This window comes from Burkholderia sp. RS01, assembly GCF_039748055.1.
Taxonomy (GTDB): domain Bacteria; phylum Actinomycetota; class Actinomycetes; order Actinomycetales; family Micrococcaceae; genus Arthrobacter.
On sequence record NZ_JBDLAK010000018.1, the window covers coordinates 43,407 to 68,678 of the forward strand.

Sequence of the window (25,272 nt, forward strand, 5' to 3'; positions counted from 1 at the left end):
ATTGGCAGATCCATGGATCCAAGCATACGGACGCGGGCGGGTCAGTTGATCCACACATGTCCAGACGTTCGAAATCTTTGTATATCTAAGGATAGTTTGTTAGGCGCTGATCTGAAAGACGCTGTTCACGGACCGCAACCCGATTTGACCTTGAAATCCCGGCAAAAGTTGCTGTTCCCGCACCTGGCGGGGAGCCGGCTCAGCGCGTGCCGCTCCCCGGGTCCAGGAGGCGGGCCGGCAGCACTGATTTACTGCCGAATTTCTCCGTCACCCTGTCCAGCGCCTGCTCCGCGGCACGCCAGTTGTCGTCACGCCGGTCAAAGCTCAGCTGGAGCGAGGTCTGGGCCGCCGCCTCGAGTTGCTCGGCACGCACACCCACGAGCCGGACGGTCATGGACCGCTCACCCAGCGACTCCAGCAATTGCACGGCCACAGCGTAGAGGAGCTGCGCGCTGTCCAGCGGCGTGTGGACCGTCCGGCTCCGCGTCACGGTCGAGAAATCGGCGTAGCGCAGCTTGAGGGCAACAGTGCGCGCCACCAGGCCGGACGCGCGCAGGCGTTCGGCTGTCCTGTGGCAAAGGCGCAGGAGTTCCCGGTGGAGGAGGGCGTCGTCGGCGGTGTCCACCGCGAAGGTCTCCTCGGCTCCAATGCTTTTCTCAAGCCGCACGGGAGTCACGACGCGCGGATCAATCCCCCACGCCAGCCGGTGGACATGTTCGCCACCAGCGCCCAGCACCTTCTTGAGGGACGAGACGGGCGTCGCGGCGACATCGGCCACGGTGCGGATTCCCATCCTGGCAAGGACGTCCGCGGTCTTCGCACCTACGCCCCAGAGTGCGTTGACGGGGAGGCTGTGCAGATACGGAACGGTCTGCTCGGGCCGGATCAGCAAAATGCCGTCCGGTTTGCACCTTGTGGAGGCGATCTTGGCCACGAACTTGCTGGCCGCGACCCCCACGGAGGCTGTGATTCCCAGTTCCCTGGAGACCCTGATCCGGACCAGCTCCCCGATCTGCAGCGGCGTGCCGAGCCTCCGGATCGCACCGCCGACATCGAGGAACGCCTCATCCACGCTCACGGGCTCAACGAGCTCCGTGATCGACTCGAAAATGGACATCAGCTGGCCGGAGACCTCGTAGTAGAGCTTATGCCGGGGCTCAATAATCACGGCCTGGGGGCACAGGCGGTGGGCAATCACCATCGGCATCGCGGACTTGACGCCGAAAGCCCGGGCTTCATAGGACGCCGACAGCACCACGGAGCGGTCCGCCGGATAACCCACGATGACCGGTTTGCCGCGCAATTCCGGGCGTCCCCGCAGTTCGACGGAGACGAAGAAGGCGTCCATGTCCACGTGCATAATGCTGCTGCGCCGGAGGTCGCGAAGACGCGCTTCTATTTGCTCTTTGTCCTGGTCCGGCCCCACATCTGCAATCCTATGCCCTGCTACTGACTAAACTGGAGGCTGAATCCGGCATCAACCCCAGGAGGAACGCACCTGTGAAGGTCATTGGAACGCCCGTGCCTGCACGCCTAGGCCTGCTGGCGGCCGGAACGGTATTGCTGGCGGTGTCGGCGTGCAGTGCGCCGTCGCCGGGCTCCGCTCCGTCCCCCGAAGCTTCGGCTTCCACCTCGGCATCAGCACAGGTGAGCACTACGGCGCCTCCGAGTCCGTCGGCCTCACCCGGCACCTCGGCAGCAGTGGGAGCGCTCGTTGCAGGATTCCCGCAAAAGCTCCTTCCGGTCATGCCCGGGGCCAAGATCGTCGCCAGCAGTTTCGATAAGTCCACCTCCCCCGCAACGGTCGCCTTGGTGGGTTCCATCGCTGCCAAGCCGGCCGCCGTCGTCGATTTTTATACCAAAGCGCTGGAGGCGCAGGGCTTCAAGCCGGTCCCGGGCAACACGGTGGGGACGGTGGCCTCCAAGGACTTTGTCCGAACCGGAAACGAAACCGTCAACATTGCGGTTCCCGAGATTGCCGGGGTATCTACCTTCACTATCGGCGCCAACGTGGCTCCCGAGTCCGTCAAGTGACCGTGGCAGAGCAGCTGCGCGATGAGCAGACAGCCTTTGTTGCTGCCGTCGCGGGACGACTCACCGACTTCCTGACCACAAGGCAGTCCGTGATGGCATCGATCTCCCCGGACATCGATCCCATCATGGGCTCGATCTCCAACCTCGTCACCGGGGGCAAGAGGCTCCGGGCCCTCATGTGCTACTGGGGATGGCGGGGCGCCGGCGGACCGGCGTCCGCTGTCGACGTCGTCACCGCCGGCGCGGCACTTGAGCTCTTCCAGGCCGCCGCCCTCATCCACGACGACATCATCGACCGGTCCGACACCCGGCGGGGCGGCCCCAGCGTCCACCGCAGGTTCATGCAGCTCCACGAGGCGCAGGGCTGGGCCCTGGACAGCGAACGGTTCGGTCATGCGGCCGCCATCCTTGCCGGCGACCTGTGCCTGTCCTTCAGCGAGGAAGCCTTTACGGAGATCGGCGAGCATGCCGCATCCGGGAGCAGGGCGAGGCTGATCTTCAACCTCATGCGGGCCGAAGTCATGGCCGGGCAGTACCTGGACATCCTGGAAGAGGTGGCGGGCCCGGTGCGGGACCGCGCCGGCGCCGTCAGCAGGGCCCAGTCGATCATCCGCTTCAAGTCGGCCAAGTATTCCACCGAGCATCCTCTCGCCCTCGGTGGTGCACTGGGCGGAGCCTCGGACGAACTGCTGCGGGGCTATTCGGCCTTCGCCCTTCCGCTGGGAGAGGCCTTCCAGCTTCGCGACGACGTCCTGGGCGTTTTCGGTGACCCCGTCACCACGGGGAAGCCCGCCGGCGACGACCTCCGCGAAGGGAAACGGACCGTCCTGGTGGCGTTTGCGCTGGACCTGTCCACGCCCGAGGAGTCCGCCTTCATCGACGCGAGGTTGGGCAGCCCCGACCTGAGCGACGAGGACGTGGCGGAGATCCGCAGGATCATTGCGGACTGCGGGGCGTTGCAGGCAACGGAGACCCTCATCGGGGACTTCGGCGCCGCCGCGTTCGCGGCCCTCGAAATCCTGCCCCTGGAGGACCTGCCGAAGACGGCGCTGCGCAAGCTGGCCGAAGCAACGGTGAGCCGGGCCGCCTGAGCGGCCAGCCGCTACTGGCCCGCGTCGATTTCCGACGCGGGCCAGCAGCAGCGGCTATAAGGAGCAGGGTTTACTGGTCCGGATATCGGACCGGTACTACCGCCCCGGGCTACCAGGCCAGGGACTGGGCCCTGCGCCGGATTTCGGTCTTCCGGCCCTCCCGAAGGGCATCAATCGGCCGACCCCGGAGTGATTCATCGGGCGTGAAGAGCCAGGTGATCAGTTCTTCGTCGGAATAGCCGGCGTCCGCCAGCACCACAATCGTGCCCTTGAGGCTTTCCACGGCGTGCCCGTCCTGGATGAACGCCGCCGGGACGGACCTGATACGGCGCTCGCCAACCCTCAGCGCCGCCAGCGCGCGCTCATCGAGCAGCCCGTGGACTTTGGTAATGGAAACATCCAGCAATTGGGCGACGTCGGGCAGCGGCAACCAGTCGCCAACAAGGCTTTCTACAGTACTCACGGGTCAAGGTTGCCACGGCGGGCGCCCGCGCGCCTAGTCGGAGAGCCACGTCGGTGCGTTTCAACCACTTTCCGGCCACGACACACCCAGATACCCTGACTTTCTGCACGTCGGCCGCTTCTTGTGCTATCCGCGAAATCGTGAGAGATTCTCATAGGTCACATTTGTAACAGCATTAACTCAAGTAACATTGGTATCAATAGTCACACTGGCCTGACCGACAGCATTCGCCGCTGAGAAGAGGATCTTTCCCATGACGACGACCCGCTCACCCAAGCAGACTCCCCGGCCGAGCTTGCCCATGATTGCGGCGACGACGGCAACGCTGCCCGCCGTCATGCTCTCCTCCCTTGCTGTTGCCCAGCCCGCAGCCGCGGAATCCCGGCCCAGCGCCATTCCGGCCACGCTCGCCGCCGCCATCCAGGCGCAGGCCGCAGCAGTGAAGGCCGGCATCATTCCCGCCGCTTCCGTTCCGGCAGCGATTCCGGCCGGCCTGCAGCCCGCACGCGTGACCCCTGGCGCTCATACGGTTGTCCGTGGCGACACGGTGAGCGGCATCGCCGGGCGTTACGGACTCAGCACTACGGCTGTGCTCAAGCTCAACCATCTGAAATCAAACTCCGTGATCTACCCGGGCCAGCGGATCAAGCTGACAGGCACCGCCGCCGCGCCGGCCAAAAAGGCCGCTGCAACGGTTGCACCCGCCAGCACGAGCCGGACCTACACAGTGAAGTCCGGGGACACCCTGGGCGGCATCGCTGCGCGGCACGGCGTCAAGCTCTCCCAGGTTCTCGGCTGGAACGGCCTGAAGCTTGCTTCCGTCATCTATCCGGGCCAGAAGATCCGGATCGGGGCGGGCGTGGCGGCGTCACCGGCCGCCAAACCAGCAGCAAAAGCGGCTGCCACGCCGTCAGGTTCCTATGTCATCAAGGCCGGGGACACGTTGTCCGGCATCGCGTCCAGGCACGGCGTGCGGCTGGCCGACATCCTGTCGGCGAACCGGCTCAAGGTGACCAGCGTCATTTACCCCGGGCACAAGCTCGTCATCCCGGGAAAGTCGTCCGCCATCCAGCCGGCGTCGAGTGTGACACCGCTGGTGCCCAGTTCCTTCCTCGGGTTCACGTACCCGGCCGCCGTGGTCAGCTCGGCCAACAAGAACAAGGCGCTGCTGAACGCCTCGCCGGTCCCCTCCCTGGCCCAGATGCAGTCCATCGTGGCTGATACGGCCCGCCGGATGGGAGTGGATCCCGCGCTTGCCCAGGCCTTCGCGTACCAGGAGTCCGGATTCAACCAGCGCGCGGTATCCCCCGCGAACGCCATCGGGACGATGCAGGTCATCCCGTCGTCGGGCGAGTGGGCATCCGACCTTGTGGGGCGCAAGCTCAATCTGCTGGACCCGTATGACAACGCGACCGCCGGCGTAGCCATCATCCGGCAGCTGATCCGAACCAGCAAGAGCGTGGATTACGCCATCGCCGGCTACTACCAGGGCCAGTACTCGGTCAGCAAGCACGGCATGTACTCCGACACGAAGAACTACGTCGCAGCCATCAAGGCGCACCGCAAGACCTTCAGCTAGCCTCCTGGGCCGGGCGTCCTGATGCCGGGCTGAGGATAACGATACGGGTCCGGATCGCATGTTGGTTCGGACCCGTTTCCGTGCAGCAATTAGTATCTTAAGGTGCAGGAAAACGTGTCGGACACCCTCGTTGGCTCCCTGGTAGATAATCGCTACCAGGTCAATTCGAGGTTGGCGAGGGGCGGGATGTCCACCGTCTACGTCGCCACGGACCAGAGACTGGACCGGGATGTGGCGCTGAAGGTCCTCCACCCGCACCTGGTGAACGACGGCAATTTCCTGGACCGGCTGGCCCGCGAGGCGCGGGCCGCCGCGAAGCTCTCCCACCCGCACGTGGTGGGCGTCCTTGACCAGGGACATGACGGACACACGGCCTACCTTGTGATGGAGTACATCAAGGGCCACACGCTCCGGGACGTCATCAACACCAAGGGTGCCCTGTCCCCCCGGCTCGCCCTCGCCCTGATTGACCCGGTGGTCGAAGGGCTCGGAGCCGCCCACGCGGCCGGCCTCATCCATCGTGATGTGAAGCCCGAAAACGTCCTCATCGCCGACGACGGCCGGATCAAGATCGGCGACTTCGGCCTGGCCAGGGCGGTGACTGCGAACACGAGTACTGGCGCCCTGATCGGCACCGTGGGCTACCTTTCGCCTGAGCTGGTGCTCGGCAAGCCCGCCGACGCACGCAGCGACATCTACTCCACCGGCATCATGCTGTTCGAAATGCTGACGGGCCGCCAGCCCTTTGACGGCGAGGTTCCCATTCAGGTCGCCTACCAGCACGTCAACTCGACGGTCGGACCGCCGTCGGGGTTGGTTCCCGGCCTGGCCGGCGAAGTGGACGAGCTTGTGCAGTGGTGCACCGCCAACGACCCCGAGAACCGGCCCGTGGATGGAAATGCGCTCTTGGCAGAGCTGCGGCACATCCGGACCAACCTTTCGGACGCCGAACTTGACGTGCAGCCGCCTGCTGCCGCCGCCGTTGCGTCCGCCGCGGCCGCGGGTTTGGCCCCTGCGGCGCGGGGCATGGAGACGCATCCCCTGCCGGACCGAATGCCGTCCCTGGGGAACCACACCGAACTGCTGTCCCCTGTACAGATGCCGTCCGCGCAGGTGCCCACAACGCAAATGCCCCCTGCACAGGGCCGCGGCGGACAGGGTCCCTCAGTTCAGGGTCCTGCAGGTCAGGGTCCTGGTGTCCAGCGGCCCACGGAAATCATCTCGCACACCAGTAACCCGACAGCGGTCTTCCCCCAGTCCCGGCAGCTGCCGCCCGGGTTCGCGTTCGAACCGGGCGAGGCGGAAGGCCCCACTCCCGCCGCCTTGAGCAAGCGGGAACTGCGGAAGCTGGACCGCGACGATCAAAAAGCCCGGGCGCGCGCCGCAGCCACTCCGGTCCGCACGCTGCGGGAGGGCAATTCCAGGCGTCGCGGAGCTCTCTGGATCGTGATACTGATCATCGCGGCGCTCCTGGCCACGGGTGCCGGCTGGTTCTTCGGCATGGGGCCAGGCTCCCCCGGCACGGTGCCAGCGGTGGCAAACAGGACCGTCGCGGAGGCCCAGGCCCTCCTCAGGTCCGCCGGCTTCCAGTCCAGCACCCAGGATGTGTTCGACGACGACGTCAGGGCGGGTCTGGTGGTGGGCTCTGAACCCACCGCGGGGACCGAGATCAGAAAGTTCCAGCCGGTTTCGCTGTTCGTGTCCAAGGGCCCCCAACTTTTCCCCCTGCCGCAGCTGGCGGGAAAAACGCTCGACGCCGCCAAGAGTGAACTTAACCGCGCCGAGATGGCCCTGGGCAAAATCACCGAAAAATTCGACGAACAGGCGGCGGCCGGCACGGTCCTTGGCCAGACGCCGGCATCCGGGACCGCAGTCAAACACGGCACGCCCGTAGCACTGACGGTGTCGAAGGGCCCGCAGCCCATTCCGGTTCCGGACGTCCGCGGCGAGGACCAGAGCGCGGCTTTCAGGGCGATCGAGGCGGCCGGGCTGAAGGCAGTGGTGGCCGAAGAAACCGTCAATGACAGGAACGTCCCCAAGGGCGCCGTGGTGAAGCAGGAGCCGGCCTCCGGAACACTCACCCGGGGACAGACCGTCACGCTGACGATCTCCGAGGGACCAAAACTTGTCAAGGTGCCGAACTACATCGGAAAGCAGGTGCGTGACGCCCGCGAGGCCCTGGAGAAACGCGGCTTCGAGGTCCGGGTGAACAACATCCTGGGCGGATTCTTCGGCACGGTGCGTGACCAGGATCCCGTGGACACCGAGGTGCCTGAGGGGTCCGTCGTCACGCTCACGGTCGTTTAGCCGGCTCCGGGACGGCTCCCCCGCTGACGCCGCATAAACGGCGCAGGCATCAGCGGGAGGCACAGAGCGGGAACGCTATTTCAGCAGCGACTCAACGGCAGCCATCCGACGCCGGGAATCTGGTGCCGTGAATCTAGTGCCGTGTAAGGGCGCCAGCCACGAGGAAGGCCATCTCCAGCGACTGCATGTGGTTCAGCCGCGGGTCGCACACCGACTCGTACCGGTCCAGGAATGCTTCCTGGTCGATGGGGTCGGCACCGCCGAGGCACTCCGCGACGTCGTCACCGGTCATCTCGACGTGGAGGCCGCCCGGCACGGTCCCGAGGGCATGGTGCACCTCGAAGAACCCGCGGACTTCGTCGATGACGTCGTCGAAATTACGGGTCTTGTAGCCGTTGGGCGAGGTGACGGTGTTGCCGTGCATCGGGTCGGTGACCCAGAGGACCTGCGCACCGGAAGCGGTGACTTTTTCCACGACGGCGGGGAGCTTTTCGCGGATGTTGCCCGCACCCATGCGGGTGATGAAGGTGAGCCTGCCGGGCTCCCGTTCCGGATCCAGTTTGTCGATGAGCCTCAGGGCGTCGTCCCCGGAGGTGGTCGGACCCAGCTTGACGCCGATGGGGTTGCGGACGCGGGACAGGAAGTCGACGTGCGCGTCGTCCAGCCCGCGGGTCCGTTCACCGATCCAGAGGAAGTGCGCCGAGGTGTCATAGGGAAAGCCTGTCCGCGAGTCGATGCGGGTCAGGGCCCGTTCGTAGTCGAGCAGCAGTGCCTCGTGGCTGGCATAGAACTCCACGCGCTTCAGCGCCTCGAAGTCAGCGCCGCAGGACGCCATGAACTTGATGGCGCGGTCGATGTCCCGTGCCAGGGATTCGTAGCGCGCGTGGGCAGGGTTTTCCGTGAAGCCCTTGTTCCACTGGTGGACGAGGCGCAGATCCGCGAAGCCGCCCTGGGTGAAGGCGCGGATCAGGTTCAGCGTGGAAGCGGACGTGTGGTACGCCCGAAGCATCCGGCTGGCGTCGTGGCCCCTGGACTCGGGAGTGAAGTCGTACCCGTTGACGATGTCCCCGCGGTACGCGGGCAAGGTCACGCCGTCGCGGGTCTCATCATTCGAGGAACGGGGCTTGGCAAATTGCCCGGCCATCCGGCCCATCTTGATGACCGGCATCGCGGCGCCGTACGTCAGGACAACCGCCATCTGCAGGATGGTCTTCACCCGTGCGCTGATCTTGTCCGCGGTCGCGTCGCCGAATGTCTCGGCACAGTCACCGCCCTGGAGCAGGAACGCTTTGCCCTGGGCTGCGGCCGCGAGGCGTTCGCGGAGGATGTCCACTTCACCGGCGAACACGAGGGGTGGAAGCACCGAAAGTTCCTTGACGGAGGCGTCGAAAACGTCCCTGTCCTGCCAGCTCGGCTGCTGGGAAACCGGAAGGTCCCGCCAGTTGTCGAGTCCCGGATAGTTGGCTGCACCGCTTTGTGAGGTGCTGGTCAGGGAAGAGGCAGGTTTTGCAGATAGCTCAGTCACACTACTAAGAGTAGTTGCCGCAACCGGCATCCGGACACCCGATCTGTCATCGACCCCGCGCCCGGCGTCACAGAGGTATCCGCGCCGGGCCTGTACCGCTCAGGCAGAGCGGGAAGTGCCGACGTCGTTCCCGTCGCCGGAGTCCCGCCCGGATTCCCCATCCGGTACGTCCTCAGACCCTGCGGGCGCATCGTCCGGTCCCTGCGCGGGCCCCGCCGCCTCGGGTTCGGGCTCGGGTTCGGGCTCGGCTGCGGTCTGGGCAGGGCCAGCGCCGGCGACTGCCGGGGCGGCAGTGGCCTTCCCGGCCAGCTGCAGCTTGACGACGGCGGCGTATTCGTCGACGTATTCCTGCCCGGAGAGCCGCATGAGCTCATACATGATCTCGTCGGTCACAGACCGCTGGATCAGCCGGTCTTCGGCCATGCCCTGATAGCGGCTGAAGTCCAGCGGTTCGCCGAAGATCATGCCGATCCGGCGGATATTGGGCAGCCGTTTTCCGATCGGCTGGACCTTGTCGGTTCCGATCATCGCCACGGGAATGACCGGAACGCCGGCCGCTAGCGCAAGGCGGGCTACCCCGACCTTCCCGCGGTAGAGCCGCCCGTCCGGGCTGCGCGTGCCCTCGGGGTAGATGCCCAACAGTCCGCCGCCGGTCAGCACATCCATGCCGGCCTCCAATGACGCGGCGGAGGCGGCACCGCCGGAGCGGTCCATGGGGAGCTGGTTGGTGAGCCGGAAAAACAAGGCGGTCAGCCGGCCCTTGAGGCCGGTGCCGGTGAAGTACTCCGATTTGGCCAGGAAGATGACGGGCCGCTGCACCATGAGCGGCATGAAGATGGAATCCGAAAACGACAGGTGGTTCGAGGCAATAATCGCCGCGCCTTCAGCCGGAACGTTGTCCAGTCCCTTGACCCATGGCCGGAAGAGCGTGCGGAGCACCGGCCCCAGGAAGATCCTTTTCATGACCCAATAGAACACGTGTCTTACCCCTCCGGAAGGCAACTGGCAGGCGCTCCAAAGGGCCCGGCCAGCACTGCAATGCAACCCTACTCTAGTGAGAATTGTCCGGAACAGTGACACGATGGTCTCATGACAGAAAGCAGCGCCCGGACTACGCCCGCCGCTTTCAGCTACCCGGGCCACGGACCCAATGCGCGGATCGGAATCGCCATTTGCCACGGCTTCACCGGCAGCCCGTTGAGCATCCTGCCGTGGGCCGAGTTCCTTGCCGGCCGCGGCTTCGCCGTATCGGTGCCGCTGCTCCCGGGGCATGGAACCAGCTGGGAGGACCTGGCCCGCACGGGGTGGCGGGACTGGCACAGCACCTTTGAAGAGGCGTACCTGGACCTCGCCGCTACGACGGACGATTGCTACGTGGCCGGGCTGTCCATGGGTGGCGCCGTCGCGCTGCTGACCGCGGCCCGCCAGAAGGTGTCCGGTGTGGCGGTGGTGAATCCGGGCCTGAGCTTCTACGACCGCCGCGTCCGGATCATCGGCCTCCTCAAGTACTTCCAGCGGACCACACTTCCCATCGAGGAAGAGAGCCCGACGTCGGCCCGCACCGACGACGGCGATTACTCCGTGACCCCGCTGGCTGCCGTCCATCAGCTGAAGCGGCTCTTCGCCGCCGCCGTCCGCGGACTTCCGCGCGTCACGGCGCCGGTCCTGGTCTTCAAGTCGCGGAACGACATCGTGGTGCCGCCGACGTCCCTGGCGCTTATCCGGAGGCGGCTCGGGTCGCCCGTCCTGGACGTCGTCGCGCTGGAAAACAGCGGGCACGTGGCAACCCTTGATGTGGATGCCGCGGAAATTTTCGAAGCCTCGGCGCGGTTCTTCCAGGTGCACGCGCGAAGCACCATACCGTCGGAGAAGTCATGAGCATAGTTCCGGACCACAGTCCGTTCAGTAGCCCGTTCTCCGGCGAGGGGCCCCGCGTCGGCGTGGTCCTGTCCCATGGATTCACCGGCAGCCCGCACGGGGTCCGGGCCTGGGCCGTGGAACTGGCCGCAGCCGGCTTCGCCGTGCGCATGCCGCTGCTCCCGGGCCACGGCACCACGTGGCAGGAGCTGTCGCGCAGCCGCTGGACCGAATGGCACGAAGCCGTGGATGCCGCCTACCGTGAACTCGACTCCGAGTGTGAGTATGTCTTCGCCGCGGGCCTGTCCATGGGAGGCGCACTGGCGCTTCGCATCGCCGCGACGCGCCCGGTTGCCGGAGCCATCCTGGTCAACCCTGGCCTGGTCATTGACGACCCCCGCGCCCCGCTGGCCGGCATCCTCAAGCTCGTACTCAAGAGCACCCCCGCCATAGCCAACGACATCCTCAAGCCCGGCATGGATGAGGGCGCTTATGCCCGGACGCCGGTGGCGGCGGCACACCAGCTGAACAGGATGTTCAAAGACACGCTGCGGCTGCTTCCGGACGTCACTGCTCCGGTGCGGGTCTTCCGCTCCACCGTGGACCACGTTGTTTCCGACTCCAGCATGGCTGCGCTCCGGTGGGGACTGACGCACGCCCCGCTGCAGGTCAGCATGCTGGCGAACAGTTACCACGTGGCCACCCTTGACAACGACGCCGAGGAAATTTTCAGCGGCTCGGTGGACTTTATCCGCTCCGTGGTTGCGGAATCCCGCCAGGCTTCGAACCAGTCCGCGACCGCCAGCGAGAAGGGCACGCCCGATGAATAGGCCCGATTCAAACCCGTCCGATCCGAGCGCCAACCAGGACGACGCCGTCTGGCTTGACCTCGTGGCCAGGCTCCAGGGCGGTACGCCCGCTCCCGGCACCGGTGCCGGGCCCGAAGACGGCGCCGGTTCGCAAGGGGACGGCGGCGCAGCTGCCGCAGACGGCCGCGGACCTGACGGACCGGAACACGGCCGGGCCAAGCGGTTCACTGATTTTGATCCGCTGGGACTCGCCCCCGGGGCTCCGACGGAATTGTCGGCAGCGGAGCGCCAGGCGGCCGCAGCCCGGCAGCGGGACGCCGAGAACAGCGAAGCCGCCGAGCAACCAGTAACCGACGGCCCGCGCGATTACGGCTTGGAGGACGACGACGGCGGCGCGTTCGTTCCGGAGGAACCCCCCAGCCTTTCCGCCACGGATCCCCTGACCATGCTGGCGTGGCTGGGCGCCGTGGGCGCGCCGGTGGCGCTGGTCCTATCGGCGATGTTCTGGCGTTCAGCGCCGCTGCTGGCCATCCTGGGCATGGTGGCCGCCTTTATCGCAGCCGTGGTGTACCTGATCATGAAACTGCCCCAGGAGAAGGACGAAAATGACGACGGCGCGCGCGTCTGACGGCGCCTGACCCGCTGCGCCGGCCGGGTCAGACGTGCGTTCGGCTGCTCACGCGGGACAGGTCCGCGGCACCGATGAGTCCTGCATTCGGCCCGAGGGCGGCGAGGTCGATTTCCGCGGCGGGCCGGAACCCGCGCCCGGTCAGGTTCCGGGCAAAGGCCTTGCGCGCCGGTGCCACGAGCAGCTCTCCGGCGGCACAGAGCCCGCCGCCGATCACGAATTTTCCCGGGTCAAGGGCGGCGGCAAGGTTCGCCAGGCCCAGTCCCAGCCAGTCCCCCACGTCCTCCAGCAGCTCCCTCGACGCAGCGTCGCCGGAGATGGCCAGCTCGGTGACGGTGGCGCCGGTAATGCGGTCCGCCTGGCCGTCCACTGCCTTCAGGAGTTCCTGGGCTACCGGGGAGTTGGCCAACGCCAGTTCCCGGGCCTCCCTGCCCAGCGCGTTGCCGGAGGCGTACTGTTCCCAGCAGCCGCGGTTGCCGCATTCACACCGGTGGCCGCCGGGCATGATGATCTGATGCCCGAACTCGCCCGCGACGCCGAACCTGCCGCGTTCCACGCGCCCGTCCATCACCATGGCACCCCCGATGCCGGTCCCCAGCGTGATGCACACCAGGCGGTCCTGGCCCTGCCCGGCGCCGAAGCGCCATTCCGCCCACGCCGCGGCGTCGGCATCGTTGACCAGCATGACCGGACGGCGCAGCAGGCGCTGGAGGTTTTCCCTCAGCGGCTCGTTGCGCCAGGCGAGGTGCGGGCTGAAAAGGACGGTGCCGCCGTCGAGGTCCATCCAGCCGGCTGCGCCGATGCCCACCGACCTGATGCGGGAACCACGGCTCAGCTCATCCACCAGCTCCACGATGACCTGCTCCACGGCGCGGGGATCGCTTCCGGGAGTGGAACGCCGGGCTTCGCGGAGAATCCTTCCGTCTGCGTCAACAACGCCGGCCGCCACCTTGGTGCCGCCGATGTCGATGCCGATGGCCAGTCCCCGGCGCCGCAGCCGAAGCTGTTGCCGCAGCATCCTGTGGTGCGCCCCGCGGCCCTGCTGTCCCAGCGGCCCCCGCTGCCACGCGCGGATCCCGTAGTGCCCGGTTCTGCCGTGGTGGTCGGTTTGGCTGGACTGTCCAGTGGGCGGGGGAGGCTGCATAATCTCCCATTCTAGGTGTCCGGCCGCATGGGTCCGGCCGCGACACAGTGGCGCATTCCGGCCTGCCGACGTAAAGTTACTGGCCAGTAGGTAATGTGCGCCCGACCGTTCAAGGCGGCGTACTAAGGTTAGGACTACCCGCTGCGGCCTACGGATATCAAAGGAGCTATCGTGCGCGAATTCATCGTTCCGCCCCTGGCAAACGTCCCACGGGACACCAACATCACGGACCTTGTGCTGCGCCAAGCCTCGAAGGCCTCGAATCCCGCCCTGTTTTCGCGGCTGGATTCCGCCGGCCAGTGGCAGGACATCTCGGCCACCGAGTTCCTCGCGGACGTCTCCGCCCTGGCCAAGGGCCTCATCGCCAGCGGCGTCGACGCGGGTGACCGTGTGGGCATCATGTCCCGGACGCGCTATGAGTGGGCGTTGATCGACTTCGCCATCTGGTTCGCGGGCGCCGTCTCCGTGCCCATCTATGAGACGTCCTCGCCCTCGCAGGTCGCCTGGAACCTGGGCGACTCCGGCGCGGTGGCGGCTTTCGGCGAGTCTGCCCATCACGAGAACATCATCCGGCAGGCCGCAGCGTCCGAGGGGCTCACCGCGCTGGCCCACGTGTGGCAGCTTGAAGGCAGCGGCCTCGATGCGGTCCGTGCGGCCGGAACCGGCGTCAGCGACGACGACCTGGAAGCACGGCGGAGGGCCGCCGGGCTCAGTGACCTCGCCACCATCATCTACACCTCGGGAACGACGGGCCGGCCCAAGGGCTGTGAACTGACCCACGGCAACTTTGTGGAACTGTCCGAAAACGCCCTGGCCACATCGCTGCGCCAGATCGTCAATCAGCAGGCCAGGACCATCATGTTCCTCCCCCTGGCGCATGTCTTTGCACGGTTCATTTCCGTCCTGTCCGTTGCGGCCGGTGTCACCGTGGCCCACACGCCCGACATCAAGCACCTGCTGCCCGATCTGCAGAGCTACCAGCCCACCTTCATCCTCGCCGTGCCCCGGGTGTTCGAAAAGGTGTACAACTCGGCCCTCACCAAGGCAGAGGACGGCGGCAAGGGAGCAATCTTCCACAAGGCCGCGGATACTGCCATCGCCTATTCCCGCGCCAGGCAGAACGGCAGCGTCGGACTCGGCCTCAAAATCAAGCACGCGATCTTCGACAGGCTCGTCTACAGCAAGCTCCGCGCGGCCATGGGCGGCCAGGTGGCCCATGCCGTATCCGGCGGAGGCCCGCTGGGCGAACGGCTGGGCCACTTTTTCCAGGGAATCGGCATGCAGATCCTGGAAGGCTACGGCCTCACCGAGACCACGGCGCCCATCAGTGTCAACACGCCCGAACGGATCAAAATCGGGACGGTCGGCGCGCCGATTCCCGGCAACACCGTCAAGATTGCCGACGACGGGGAAATCCTCATCAAGGGCACGTGCGTCATGCGCGGCTACTACAACCGTGATGACCTGACTGCGGAGGCATTCGTGGACGGCTGGTTCCGCACCGGGGACATCGGCCAGCTCGACGACGACGGCTTCCTGACCATTACCGGCCGGAAAAAGGAAATCATCGTGACGGCCGGCGGCAAGAACGTGGTGCCCGCCCAGCTCGAGGACCAGATCCGGGCGGACGCCCTGGTCTCGCAGGTGCTCGTGGTGGGCGACAACCGCCCGTTCATCGGCGCACTGGTGACGCTCGATGAGGAAGCCCTTCCCGGGTGGCTGCAGCGCCACGGACTGCCCGCGGAGATCACGGTCACCGACGCGGGCGGCAACGCCGTGGTCAAGGCCGCGGTGCAGGAGCTGATCAGCCATGCGAACCAGTCCGTATCGCAGGCGGAGGCCATCAAGGCATTCAGGATCGTGCCCAGCGACTTCACGGAAGCGTCCGGTCACTTGACACCGTCCATGAAGGTCAAGCGGGCGCAGGTCATGAAGGACTTCGAGGACGTGATTGACGAGATGTACAAGTCGCCGAAGCCCACCCCGGCCTAGCCGGGCAGTTGCCACCGAGCCTCACAACAGATGACTGAGAGTGGTTTTTAGCTCAGGAAAGCGTCGGCTGCCGCCAGTGCCTCGTCCAGGATCGCCAGGCCGGCGGCGGCGTCGGCGTCGTTCACGTTGAGGGGAGGGGCGACGTTCACGCGGTTGCCCATGGTCAGCGGCAACAGGCCCCGCTCTAGGCACGCCTTCGTGAAGGCGGCCATCGGCGCATTCGCCTGGCCGGTGGCTCCTACCGGCACGAGCGGCTCTTTGGTCAGCCGGTCGCGGACCAGTTCGACGGTCCAGAGGCCGCCGATGCCGCGAACGTCGCCGGCCGTCCGGTGCTTCTTGGCAATTTCCCGGAGTCCTGGCCCGAGGATGTCCGCGCCGAGACGGGCAGCTGCCGCGACGGTGCCCTCCTCGTGCATCGCGTTGATGGCACCGACGGCTGCTGCGCAGGCGAGCGGGTGGCCGCTGTACGTCAGGCCCGCCGGGTAGGGGCGCTTGGTAAACGTCTCGTAGATTGCGTCGCCGACCAGCACGCCGCCGAGCGGCACGTACCCGGAGTTCACGCCCTTCGCGAACGCCAGCAGGTCCGGTGCCAGCCCAGCGTGGTCGACGCCGAACCAGGCTCCCGTGCGGCCGAAGCCGACCATCACCTCGTCGGCTATGTAGACGATCCCGTGGCGGTCGCACAGGTCGCGGACCCCACGCAGGTAGCCGGCCGGTGGCACGATAACGCCCGAGCTGCCGATCACCGATTCCAGGACCAGGCCGGCGATCGTCGACGGGCCTTCCATCAGGATCACCTGCTCGAGATGGGCCAGCGCCCGCTCGGACTCTTCTTCCGGGGTCCCCGATCCGAACGCCGACCTGTACAGGAAAGGTCCGAAGAAGTGGACGGCTCCCGCCGCGCCAGTGTCCGAGGCCCAGCGGCGAGGGTCGCCGGTGAGGTGGATGGAGGCCGCCGTCGAGCCGTGGTAGGAGCGGTAGGCGGCGAGCACCTTCGGCCGTCCAGTGTAGAGGCGCGCCATCCGAACCGCATGCTCGATGGCCTCCGTTCCCCCGGTGGTGAACAGCACGTGCCCAAGGCCCTCAGGCGCCACTTCCACAATCAGCCGCGCCGCTTCGCCCCGGACATCGGACGCATTGCCGGGTGCGAGCGTGCACAGGCGGTCAGCCTGGTCCTTGATCGCAGCAACGATGCGCGGATGTTGGTGACCAAGGTTGGTGAACACCAGCTGCGAGCTGAAGTCCAGGTAGCGCCGTCCGCTGGCGTCGACGACGTAGCTCCCGGAGCCCCCGACCAAGGTAGGCACGTCCCGCGGCCCCTGGACGGCCCAGGGATGGAAGACCAGTTCGTCGAGATTCATGACCAACCTCCGTTGCTTCAGTACCGGACTGTGCACCTGTACTGATTCACCTTGGCACCGTCATCCGGCAGCGTCCATACGGTGCAGGCTGACAGCCGCCCGCTGAAGGTCAGGCCTGCTGGAGTTCGTCCATCACCAAAGCGGCAAGCTCGACGGCGGCACCACGCGTTGCGGGCCGGAGCTGGCTCAGCTGGATCCGGGATCCCTCCGCAAGATGCCGGTCGTGCGGAATCCGGACCACATTCTTGACCCGGGACAGGAAGTGCTGCTCGATCTCATCTATGTTGACCAGTGTCCGGTCGCCCGCCGCCATGTTAATGACCACCGTGGCCTTGGCCACGAGGTCCTGGCGGCCGTGGGCTTCCAGCCACGACAATGTCTCCGAGGCCAGCCGCGCTTCATCCACACTGCCGCCCGAGACGAGGACCACGGCGTCGGCCTTTTCGAGGGTGCCCTTCATGACGGAGTGCACCATGCCGGTGCCGGAATCTGTCAGGACGATTGAGTAGTACCGGCCGAGGATGTCAGTGACGGCCCGGTAGTCGGCGTCGTCGAATGCGTGCGCCACCATGGGATCGGTGTCCGAGGCCAGGACGTCGAGCCGCGAGCCGTCGCGGGCCGTGTAATTGGACAGCTGCGCGAAGGAATTGACCGTGAACCTGTCCTTGACCAGCTGGCGTGCCGTGAAGTCCGCCCGGCCCGGAGAACGGTCTGACAGGGTTCCGCGGTCCGGATTGGCGTCCATGGCGATGACGCGGTCCTCGCGCAGGTCCGCGAGCACCATGCCCAGCAGGGTGGTGACCGTGGTCTTTCCGACGCCGCCCTTGCGGGAGAGGACCGGCACGTACCGCGTCCGCTCCCCCAGGCGCATGGCGATCCGGTGCTCCATGGCCCGCTGGATCCGGATCCGGTCCGGATCGCCCAGGTTCACGTAGCCAAAAGTCGCCTGGAACAGCCACCGGCGCCAGCCCTCGACGGGCGCGGCTGCCGTTCTGTTCAGCAGGCGGTCGGCGGTCAGCGCCGCTGCCGGCTCCGGCCCTTCGGCGCGTTCCCGGCGTTCGCTCACGTGTTCGTGTGCCTGACCTGAAGCGGGTGCCTGATCTGAAGCGGGTGCCTGCGCCGTTGAAGTCGCCGGCACGGCTTGCGTATCTGCGGGTTCCTGCACGGCGGGGTGCCCCGGCTCCGGCTGGCCGGCCTCCTGCGGACTGGCATCCTGCGGGCCGGGCCCGGCGGTGACAACGGGAATCGATGGTCCCGCAACAGGCTGCGGAATGCTGTTGACGGCCGACAGCGACCCCGCAGACGTGCGGTCCTGCGCGTCGGACACGGTCACGACACTGATTTCACCGGACGGCGGAAAATTTGGAACGGCCGGAACCGAGTCTGCACGCATGCCGTCCGCGCGAATGGCGTCGTCGTCGACGGCGCCTTCGTCTACGGCTAACGCGGGGGCCGCGCTTTCAGCTGCGGCCGCGGCCCCCAGAGTGGCCGCATCCGGCGGCGGGCTGTTCGTCTGGTCGGCGTTCATCTGGTCTGCGTTCAAATGGTCCGGGCTCATCCGGTCTGTGCCCGGGTCCGGCGCCGAAACTGCAGAACCGGGACTCCGGTCAGGCCGCGGCGCGGGCTTGGGCGTGTTCGTCTGCGTCATGGCTCCCGCTCAGTGTGGTCATCTCGTATGCGAAGGCTGTGAGGGCGGCAAATGCCGCCCTCACAGCCTTCACTCAGGATTCCAGCCTACCGGTATGAGGCCGCGGGAAGCAGGAGTGCTGCCCCGCGACGGAGCCGACGGCTACTCAACCACGAGCAGCAGGTCCCCGCCCTGTACCTGTTCCACGGCGGAAATGGCCAGTCGCGCCACTTTGCCGCCCACCGGCGTCGTGATGGATGCTTCCATCTTCATGGCCTCAATAGTGGCAACGGTGTCGCCTGCCTTGACAGTGTCGCCCGCCTTGACGGTGACCGTCACGGCTCCAGCGAACGGGGCGGCGACCTGGCCCTGCTGGGCGGGGTCGGCCTTCTCCGCGGCTTTAACGTTGCTGACCACGGACTTGTCGCGCACCAGGACCGGCCGGGACTGGCCGTTGAGGGTGCACATGACCGAGCGCATGCCCTTCTCGTCCGGTTCCGAGACGGCTTCCAGCGAGGCGATGAGACGGACGCCCTTCTCCAGCTGGATGACGTGCTCCTCGCCGCGCTGCAGGCCATAAAGGTAGTCGCGCGTGTCCAGCACGGAGACGTTGCCGTACGTCTCCACGCTCTTCAGGTAGTCCTTGGTGGGACCGGCGAACAGCAGCCGGTTCAGGGTCTGCTGCCGGGTCTTCGAATCGCCCTGGAGCGCTGCGCTGTCTTCGGCGCTAAGCTCGGCATCGCGGACCTTAATGCTCCTGCCCTGCAGGGCCTTCGTGCGGAACGGCTCCGGCCAGCCACCGGGAGGATCTCCGAGTTCGCCGGACAGGAAGCCGATGACCGAGTCCGGGATGTCGTAGTTCTGCGGGTTCTCGTTGAAGTCGGCCGGGTCGGCGTTGAGGCCGACGAGGTGCAGGGCGAGGTCGCCCACCACCTTGGAGGACGGCGTCACCTTCACGAGGCGGCCCAGGATGCGGTCCGCCGCGGTGTACATGTCCTCGATCGCCTCGAAGCGCTCGCCCAGGCCCAGGGCCATGGCCTGCTGCCGGAGGTTCGAGAGCTGCCCGCCCGGGATTTCGTGCTGGTAGACGCGGCCGGTGGGGCCCGGAAGTCCGGACTCGAACGGAGCGTAGACCCGGCGCACCGCTTCCCAGTAGGGTTCCAGCGAACTGACGTTGGCCAGGCTCAGCCCGGTGTCCCGCTCGGTGTGGGCCAGTGCCGCGACCAGCGCGGAGGCCGACGGCTGGCTGGTGGTCCCGGCCAGTGACGCGGAGGCAACGTCCACGGCGTCCACACCCGCATCAACCGCGGCGAGCAAGGTGGCAAGCTGTCCGCCGGCGGTGTCGTGGGTGTGCAGGTGGACGGGGAGGTCGAACCGTTCCCGCAGCGCCGTGACGAGCTTCGCGGCGGCGGCGGGCCGGAGGAGTCCGGCCATGTCCTTGATCGCGAGGATGTGGGCGCCGGCGTCGACGATCTTCTGCGCCAGCTCCAGGTAGTAGTCCAGGGTGTAGAGCTTCTCGTCCGGGTCCAGCATGTCGGCCGTGTAGCACAGTGCGACTTCGGCGACGGCCGTTCCGGTGGCGCGGACAGCACGGATGGCAGGTGCCATCTGGTTGACGTCGTTGAGGGCGTCGAAGATCCGGAAGATGTCGATGCCGGTGGCGGCAGCCTCGTTCACGAACGCCTCGGTGACCTCTTCCGGGTACGGCGTGTAGCCCACGGTGTTCCGGCCGCGGAGCAGCATCTGCAGGCAGATGTTCGGCAGCGCCTTCCGGAGTGCCGCGAGGCGGTCCCAGGGATCCTCGCCCAGGAAGCGCAGGGCGACGTCGTAAGTCGCGCCACCCCAGGCCTCAACGGAGAGCAGCCCGGGCAGCAGCGAGGACACGGCGGGTCCGGCGGCAACCAGATCCCTGGTGCGGACGCGGGTGGCCAGCAGCGACTGGTGGGCGTCGCGGAAGGTGGTATCGGTGACCGCAACAGCTGACTGCTCGCGCAGGGCGCGGGCGAACCCTTCCGGACCGAGCTCCTGCAGCCGCTGGCGTGAGCCGGGCTGCGGCGTGCGGCCCGCCACGGCGGGGAGCTTGGCGGCCGGATCGGAGTGCACGGTGAGCTCGCCGTTGGGCTTGTTCACCGTGACTTCGGCGAGCCACGTCAGCAGCTTGGTGCCACGGTCGGCGGAAACGCGGGCCTTCAGCAGCTCGGGACGCTCGTCGATGAACGACGTCGCCACGTTGCCGGAGATGAAGTCGGCATCGTCCAGCACGGCCTGCAGGAACGAGATGTTGGTGGACACGCCGCGGATACGGAACTCAGCCAGGGCACGGCGTGCCCTGGCCACGGCTGCGGGGTAGTCCCGGCCGCGGCACGTGAGCTTCACGAGCATGGAGTCAAAGTGCGGGCTGATTTCGGCGCCCGAGTAGACCGTACCGCCGTCGAGCCTGACGCCGGCACCGCCGGCAGAGCGGTAGCCGGTGATCTTTCCGACGTCGGGGCGGAAGCCGTTGGCAGGGTCCTCGGTGGTGATGCGGCACTGCAGCGCCGCGCCCTTGAGGAAGACCGTGTCCTGGGAGAGGCCAAGATCGGCCAGGGTTTCGCCGGAGGCGATGCGCATCTGCGCCTGGACGAGGTCGACGTCGGTGACTTCTTCCGTGACGGTGTGCTCCACCTGGATGCGCGGGTTCATTTCGATGAACACGTGCTGCCCGGCACGCTCCCCCACGGTGTCCACGAGGAACTCGACCGTTCCGGCGTTGACGTAGTTGAGGGCCTTGGCGAACTTGACGGCGTCGCGGTACAGCGCCTGCCGGATGCCTTCGTCCAGGTTGGGGGCCGGAGCGATCTCGATCACCTTCTGGTGGCGCCGCTGGATGGAGCAGTCGCGCTCGAAGAGGTGCATGACGTTGCCCTCGGCATCCGCCAGGATCTGCACTTCGATGTGGCGCGGGCGCAACACCGCCTGCTCAAGGAACATCGTGGGATCACCGAATGCGGCGTCGGCCTCGCGCATGGCTGACTGCAGGGCCTCGGGCAGGGCCTCCCGGGTGTCCACCCGGCGCATGCCGCGGCCGCCGCCGCCCGCCACGGCCTTGGCGAAGATCGGGAAGCCGATCTCGTCCGCGGCCGCGATCAGTTCATCGAGGTCCTTTGACGGCTGGCTGGACTTCAGCACCGGGACGCCGGCCTTGCGCGCGGCCTCCAGGGCTGCGACCTTGTTGCCGGCGAGCTCGAGGACCTCGGCAGGCGGCCCGACGAAGGTGATGCCGGCTGCTTTCGCGGCGCGGGCGAGGTCCGGGTTTTCGGACAGGAAGCCGTAGCCGGGGTATATGGCGTCGGCCCCGGACTCCTTGGCCACGCGCACCACTTCGTCAACGTCAAGGTAGGCGCGGACGGGGTGGCCCTCTTCACCGATCAGATACGCCTCGTCGGCCTTCTGGCGGTGGATCGAGTTACGGTCCTCGTTGGGGAACACAGCGACGGTTTTTGCGCCGAGCTCGTAGCCCGCGCGGAAAGCGCGGATAGCGATTTCGCCGCGGTTGGCCACCAGAATCTTGGAAAACATACTTCTCCTGCATCATTGCGGGTGTATCGGTAAGTGGTCACAGTGTCTAAGACGGGCGCGTTGAAACACAAATCATTGTGTCTACCATCACAGAATTATCCGTCATGTCGGGGCCACATTCACTCCTGTGCCCGGCTGGAGCCGGAGCTGCTTACCGATGAGCCATGCCCGGGCCGGATAAGGAGGGTTTCGGGGCGGGGTCAACATATGATGAATGGGGCGGCGGAAGCCTGTCCCCGGTTCCGGCAGTACCGGAACGGAAACTACCCCAACTCGGCAACCGGCGTTAGGTATTGGTTTTTCAAGTGCAAGTAGTCAGCATCAGCAGCCTCAAAGGCGGTGTCGGCAAGACATCGGTCACAACCGGATTGGCGTCTGCGGCGCTGGCCGCAGGCATTCCCACGCTCGTGGTGGACCTCGATCCGCATGCCGACGCCAGCACTGCCCTGGGAGTGCAGCCCAACGACAAGCTGGACATCGGAAGGATGCTCCGGAACCCGCGCAAGGCCCGGCTTCCTGAGAATGTGGTCCCCAGCGGCTGGATCGGGCGCGCGGAAAGCAACGGCTCCGGCCCGGCCGTGCTGGACGTGGCCGTCGGGTCTGCCTACACCGGAATCTACGACCGCCCCGATCTCGGCAAAAGGGACCTGCGCAGGCTTTCCGCGGTCCTGGCCGGCGCGGACAAGTATGAGCTCGTCCTGGTGGACTGCCCGCCGTCGCTGAACGGGCTGACGCGCATGGCGTGGTCGGCCAGCAACAAGGTGGCCCTGGTGGCCGAACCGGGACTGTTCTCGGTGGCCGGCACGGAGCGGACCATGCGCGCCATCCAGCTGTTCCGGCAGGAGTTCGCCCCCAATCTTTCCCCGGCGGGCATCGTGGCCAACCGCGTCCGGACCGGATCCTCGGAGCATGCGTTCCGGCTCGCCGAAATGAAGTCCATGTTCGGCGAGCTCCTACTGACGCCGCACATCCCGGAACAGGCCAACTGGCAGCAGATCCAGGGGGCCGCACACTCCGTGCACCATTGGCCCGGCGAATCCGCCAAGTCCGCGGCAGGCCTCTACGACACGTTGCTCGGCAACCTGATGTCACTGACCAAGGTCAGCAGGAGCCGCAGCCACCGTTAAGGGGCTCCTTCACTGCCCACCAGCTTCCGCTGACAACAAATGAAGGCCGCTTCCCCATCAGGGAGGCGGCCTTCGTTGTATGCGATGGACGGCGCTTAGCCGATCTTCCGGGCTGCACGGCGCTTGCTCAGTTCGTCGTCGGGAAACGTCTGCTCGACTGCGTGCTCACTGGGCAGGGACGCCAGGCTGCCTTCCACTTCGCGCCACACGCGGCCCACGGCAATGCCAAAGACGCCCTGACCGCCCTGGACGAGGTCGATGACCTCGTCTGCGGAGGTGCATTCGTAGACGCTCGCGCCGTCGCTCATGAGAGTGATCTGGGCCAGGTCCTCCACCCCGCGCTCGCGCAGGTGTTCCACCGCGGAGCGGATCTGCTGAAGTGAGACGCCGGTGTCCAGGAGCCGCTTGACCACCTTCAGCACGAGGATGTCTCGGAAGCCGTAGAGCCGCTGCGAACCCGAGCCGGCGGCGCCGCGCACGGCGGGTTCGACCAGTCCGGTGCGGGCCCAGTAGTCAAGCTGCCGGTAGGTGATGCCTGCCGCCTTGCAGGCCGTGGGGCCACGGTAGCCCGCGTCCTCGTCAAGGACGGGGAGGTCCTCAGTGAAGAGAAGGCCCTGAGCGCCGCTCGCGGGCACAGCTACGCCGGCCGTGGAGGGCTGCTTCAGCTCGCCTGCTTCGCCTTTCGGACTCACGTGGATCCTCCTTGTCATGAGTTCCCCGGGGGAACTTGCCGCAACAGCTTCTACAGGCATGAAGATCACGCATGTAATTTGGCCGGAGTAGCACTTTCCAGTGTGACTTGCGCGGCTGTTGTATGCAATGGGAACTTGGTACCTTCGACGTTAGGCCCGCCACGGCCCAAGGTCAAAGACGTTCGGGTCATTGTTGGGGCGTGTCGAAACTTTCACCCTTAACTTTAACCTTAACGTGACCTTCAGCCGTCGAAGTCCTCTGGCTCCACGTCATCCAGGAACTCCCGGAACCTGCGCAGCTCACGCTCTTCGTCCACAGTGGGGCCGGGCTCGGTGTCCTCGCCGTCGTCGTGTTCGGTGATCCTCACGCCGGCCTCGTCCATCACGGAGTCGGCGCACCAGATGCGGCATTTTGCCCGCAGGGCGATGGCCAGGGCGTCCGAGGCCCGGGAACTGACCGTGGCGCCGTTGTCGAACTGGAGCTGGCCGTAGAAGATGTTGTCTTCCACTGCCACGATGTTCACGCTGACCACGGCATGCCCCAGGGTTTCCACGACGTCGACAAGGAGGTCGTGGGTCATGGGCCGCGGCGGCACGACACCTTGTTGTGCCAAGGCGATCGCGCTTGCTTCCGGCGTACCGATCCAGATCGGTACGTGCCGTTCACCGTGGATCTCCCGAAGCAGAACCAGCGGCTGGTTGGAGGGCAACTCGATCCGTACGCCCACAATCTCTACTTCGATCATCAGATTTCCATCCGCGAAATACGGTCCTGGACCAGCGCTCTGTGCAGTGTCAGGCAGAGGTCGCTGATTTCGCGGGCCGCCTCAGCGGCCCGTGCCTGCGATGCCGCGTCCTTGCGCGACGTCAGCGTGGCCACGGCGCGTTCCACCAGGCCGAATTCCCGCTCAGCCGCGGCCTGGAAGGGACGCAGGTGCCGGGGCTCCAGGCCGTGTCCCTCGAGTTGGACGCATGCACGGGCCACCTGCAGGGCGTGTTCGTCGAACTTGCCGTTGGTGTGGCCGATCAGGCCGAAGCTCAGCAGGGACTGCAGGAGCGGAACGCTGGCGCCTGACTCCGCGCGCAGCTGTTCCTCGCTCAGCTTGCGGGCTTTATTCTGCAGCTCGGCGGCGAGTTCATCCGAGACGATCCGCGGGGACACCGTCACGCCGGGCGGGAGGTTTTCGGGGCGTTCCCCGCGGTCTATCGCGTCAAGGTAGTCCTTGATCACCTTCAGCGGCAGGTACTGGTCGCGCTGGAGGGACAGGACGAAGCGGAGGCGCTCGACGTCGCTGTCCGAATACTGCCGGTATCCCGCGGGCGTGCGCCGCGGATTAATGAGCCCTTTTTCCTCAAGGAACCTGATTTTCGACGCCGTCATGCTTGGAAAGTCGTCGCTCAACTGAGCGAGCACTTCCCCGATGTTCAGGACCTGGGGTCCCCGGCGCTCCGGTTGTGCCATTGCCACAGGCAGCCGC

General features: G+C 66.6%; 20 protein-coding genes. 9 read left to right on the forward strand and 11 right to left on the reverse strand.

The features are described 5' to 3' along the window. Positions 1-199: 199 nt before the first annotated feature. Positions 200-1,426 carry a DNA polymerase IV gene (gene dinB / locus ABFP37_RS16375; RefSeq protein ID WP_078028975.1) on the reverse strand — a complete coding sequence of 409 codons (1,227 nt, stop codon included), beginning with the start codon at positions 1,424-1,426 and terminating at the stop codon, positions 200-202. Positions 1,427-1,500: 74 nt separating this feature from the next. On the opposite strand from dinB, the gene ABFP37_RS16380 reads away from it, so the two are divergent. Both ABFP37_RS16380 and ABFP37_RS16385 read left to right on the forward strand, forming a co-directional pair. Further along, positions 1,501-2,034: a hypothetical protein gene (locus tag ABFP37_RS16380; protein ID WP_078028976.1), complete on the forward strand. Its 534-nt coding sequence runs from the start codon at positions 1,501-1,503 to the stop codon at positions 2,032-2,034. Continuing rightward, complete coding sequence (locus ABFP37_RS16385; RefSeq protein ID WP_078028977.1) at positions 2,031-3,125, forward strand: polyprenyl synthetase family protein; 1,095 nt, start codon at positions 2,031-2,033, stop codon at positions 3,123-3,125. The genes ABFP37_RS16380 and ABFP37_RS16385 overlap by 4 nt, the downstream gene beginning before the upstream one ends. 109 nt (positions 3,126-3,234) lie before the next feature. On the opposite strand, the gene ABFP37_RS16390 is transcribed toward ABFP37_RS16385, so the two are convergent. Further along, positions 3,235-3,588, reverse strand: a complete 354-nt coding sequence (locus ABFP37_RS16390; protein WP_078028978.1) for an Rv2175c family DNA-binding protein — start codon at positions 3,586-3,588, stop codon at positions 3,235-3,237. Positions 3,589-3,841: 253 nt separating this feature from the next. Here ABFP37_RS16390 and ABFP37_RS16395 point away from each other — a divergent pair, with 253 nt between their 5' ends. Both ABFP37_RS16395 and ABFP37_RS16400 read left to right on the forward strand, forming a co-directional pair. Continuing rightward, positions 3,842-5,167, forward strand: a complete 1,326-nt coding sequence (locus ABFP37_RS16395; protein WP_347034193.1) for a LysM peptidoglycan-binding domain-containing protein — start codon at positions 3,842-3,844, stop codon at positions 5,165-5,167. A 102-nt stretch (positions 5,168-5,269) separates the two neighbouring features. Continuing rightward, a complete protein-coding gene (locus ABFP37_RS16400) occupies positions 5,270-7,474 on the forward strand; it encodes a PASTA domain-containing protein (RefSeq protein ID WP_347034194.1) in 2,205 nt (734 codons plus the stop codon). Positions 7,475-7,607: 133 nt separating this feature from the next. Here ABFP37_RS16400 and ABFP37_RS16405 read toward each other — a convergent pair whose 3' ends face one another. Together ABFP37_RS16405 and ABFP37_RS16410 are read right to left on the reverse strand one after the other, a co-directional pair. Then, positions 7,608-8,966 (reverse strand): 3-deoxy-7-phosphoheptulonate synthase class II, encoded by a 1,359-nt coding sequence (locus ABFP37_RS16405; RefSeq protein WP_347034221.1) that lies wholly within the window; start codon positions 8,964-8,966, stop codon positions 7,608-7,610. A gap of 132 nt (positions 8,967-9,098) precedes the next feature. Further along, the gene (locus ABFP37_RS16410; protein ID WP_347034195.1) at positions 9,099-9,962 is read right to left on the reverse strand and encodes a lysophospholipid acyltransferase family protein; all 864 of its coding nucleotides are present in this window, start codon (positions 9,960-9,962) and stop codon (positions 9,099-9,101) included. A gap of 126 nt (positions 9,963-10,088) precedes the next feature. Between ABFP37_RS16410 and ABFP37_RS16415 the strand changes: the two genes are divergently transcribed. Genes ABFP37_RS16415 through ABFP37_RS16425 form a run of 3 tightly spaced genes read left to right on the forward strand, consistent with a single transcriptional unit; the run spans position 10,089 to position 12,293 of the window. Continuing rightward, the gene (locus ABFP37_RS16415) at positions 10,089-10,877 is read left to right on the forward strand and encodes an alpha/beta fold hydrolase (protein ID WP_347034196.1); all 789 of its coding nucleotides are present in this window, start codon (positions 10,089-10,091) and stop codon (positions 10,875-10,877) included. Beyond that, on the forward strand, positions 10,874-11,686 hold the full coding sequence (locus ABFP37_RS16420) for an alpha/beta fold hydrolase (RefSeq protein ID WP_347034197.1): 813 nt from the start codon (positions 10,874-10,876) through the stop codon (positions 11,684-11,686). The genes ABFP37_RS16415 and ABFP37_RS16420 overlap by 4 nt, the downstream gene beginning before the upstream one ends. Further along, a complete protein-coding gene (locus ABFP37_RS16425) occupies positions 11,679-12,293 on the forward strand; it encodes a hypothetical protein (protein WP_347034198.1) in 615 nt (204 codons plus the stop codon). The genes ABFP37_RS16420 and ABFP37_RS16425 overlap by 8 nt, the downstream gene beginning before the upstream one ends. Before the next feature lie 28 nt (positions 12,294-12,321). Here ABFP37_RS16425 and ABFP37_RS16430 read toward each other — a convergent pair whose 3' ends face one another. Then, positions 12,322-13,437, reverse strand: coding sequence for an ROK family glucokinase (locus ABFP37_RS16430; RefSeq protein ID WP_347034199.1), 1,116 nt, complete (start codon positions 13,435-13,437; stop codon positions 12,322-12,324). 171 nt (positions 13,438-13,608) lie between these two features. Between ABFP37_RS16430 and ABFP37_RS16435 the strand changes: the two genes are divergently transcribed. Further along, positions 13,609-15,429, forward strand: a complete 1,821-nt coding sequence (locus tag ABFP37_RS16435) for an AMP-dependent synthetase/ligase (protein ID WP_347034200.1) — start codon at positions 13,609-13,611, stop codon at positions 15,427-15,429. A 47-nt stretch (positions 15,430-15,476) separates the two neighbouring features. On the opposite strand, the gene ABFP37_RS16440 is transcribed toward ABFP37_RS16435, so the two are convergent. From ABFP37_RS16440 to ABFP37_RS16450, 3 genes are all read right to left on the reverse strand, one after another. Further along, on the reverse strand, positions 15,477-16,826 hold the full coding sequence (locus ABFP37_RS16440) for an aspartate aminotransferase family protein (RefSeq protein WP_347034201.1): 1,350 nt from the start codon (positions 16,824-16,826) through the stop codon (positions 15,477-15,479). A 73-nt stretch (positions 16,827-16,899) separates the two neighbouring features. Beyond that, positions 16,900-18,438 carry a hypothetical protein gene (locus ABFP37_RS16445; protein WP_347034202.1) on the reverse strand — a complete coding sequence of 513 codons (1,539 nt, stop codon included), beginning with the start codon at positions 18,436-18,438 and terminating at the stop codon, positions 16,900-16,902. Positions 18,439-18,579: 141 nt separating this feature from the next. Further along, positions 18,580-21,975 carry a pyruvate carboxylase gene (locus ABFP37_RS16450; protein WP_347034203.1) on the reverse strand — a complete coding sequence of 1,132 codons (3,396 nt, stop codon included), beginning with the start codon at positions 21,973-21,975 and terminating at the stop codon, positions 18,580-18,582. Between the two features lie 305 nt (positions 21,976-22,280). On the opposite strand from ABFP37_RS16450, the gene ABFP37_RS16455 reads away from it, so the two are divergent. Further along, complete coding sequence (locus ABFP37_RS16455) at positions 22,281-23,102, forward strand: ParA family protein (protein ID WP_347034204.1); 822 nt, start codon at positions 22,281-22,283, stop codon at positions 23,100-23,102. Between the two features lie 95 nt (positions 23,103-23,197). Here ABFP37_RS16455 and ABFP37_RS16460 read toward each other — a convergent pair whose 3' ends face one another. The 3 genes from ABFP37_RS16460 to ABFP37_RS16470 all read right to left on the reverse strand — a co-directional run bounded on the left by ABFP37_RS16460 (position 23,198) and on the right by ABFP37_RS16470 (position 25,256). Beyond that, complete coding sequence (locus tag ABFP37_RS16460; RefSeq protein ID WP_347034222.1) at positions 23,198-23,737, reverse strand: MerR family transcriptional regulator; 540 nt, start codon at positions 23,735-23,737, stop codon at positions 23,198-23,200. Between the two features lie 299 nt (positions 23,738-24,036). Next, positions 24,037-24,540, reverse strand: a complete 504-nt coding sequence (locus ABFP37_RS16465) for a bifunctional nuclease family protein (RefSeq protein WP_056628245.1) — start codon at positions 24,538-24,540, stop codon at positions 24,037-24,039. Next, the gene (locus tag ABFP37_RS16470) at positions 24,540-25,256 is read right to left on the reverse strand and encodes a MerR family transcriptional regulator (protein ID WP_078028990.1); all 717 of its coding nucleotides are present in this window, start codon (positions 25,254-25,256) and stop codon (positions 24,540-24,542) included. Before ABFP37_RS16470 ends, ABFP37_RS16465 begins: the two co-directional genes overlap by 1 nt. Positions 25,257-25,272 lie beyond the last annotated feature (16 nt).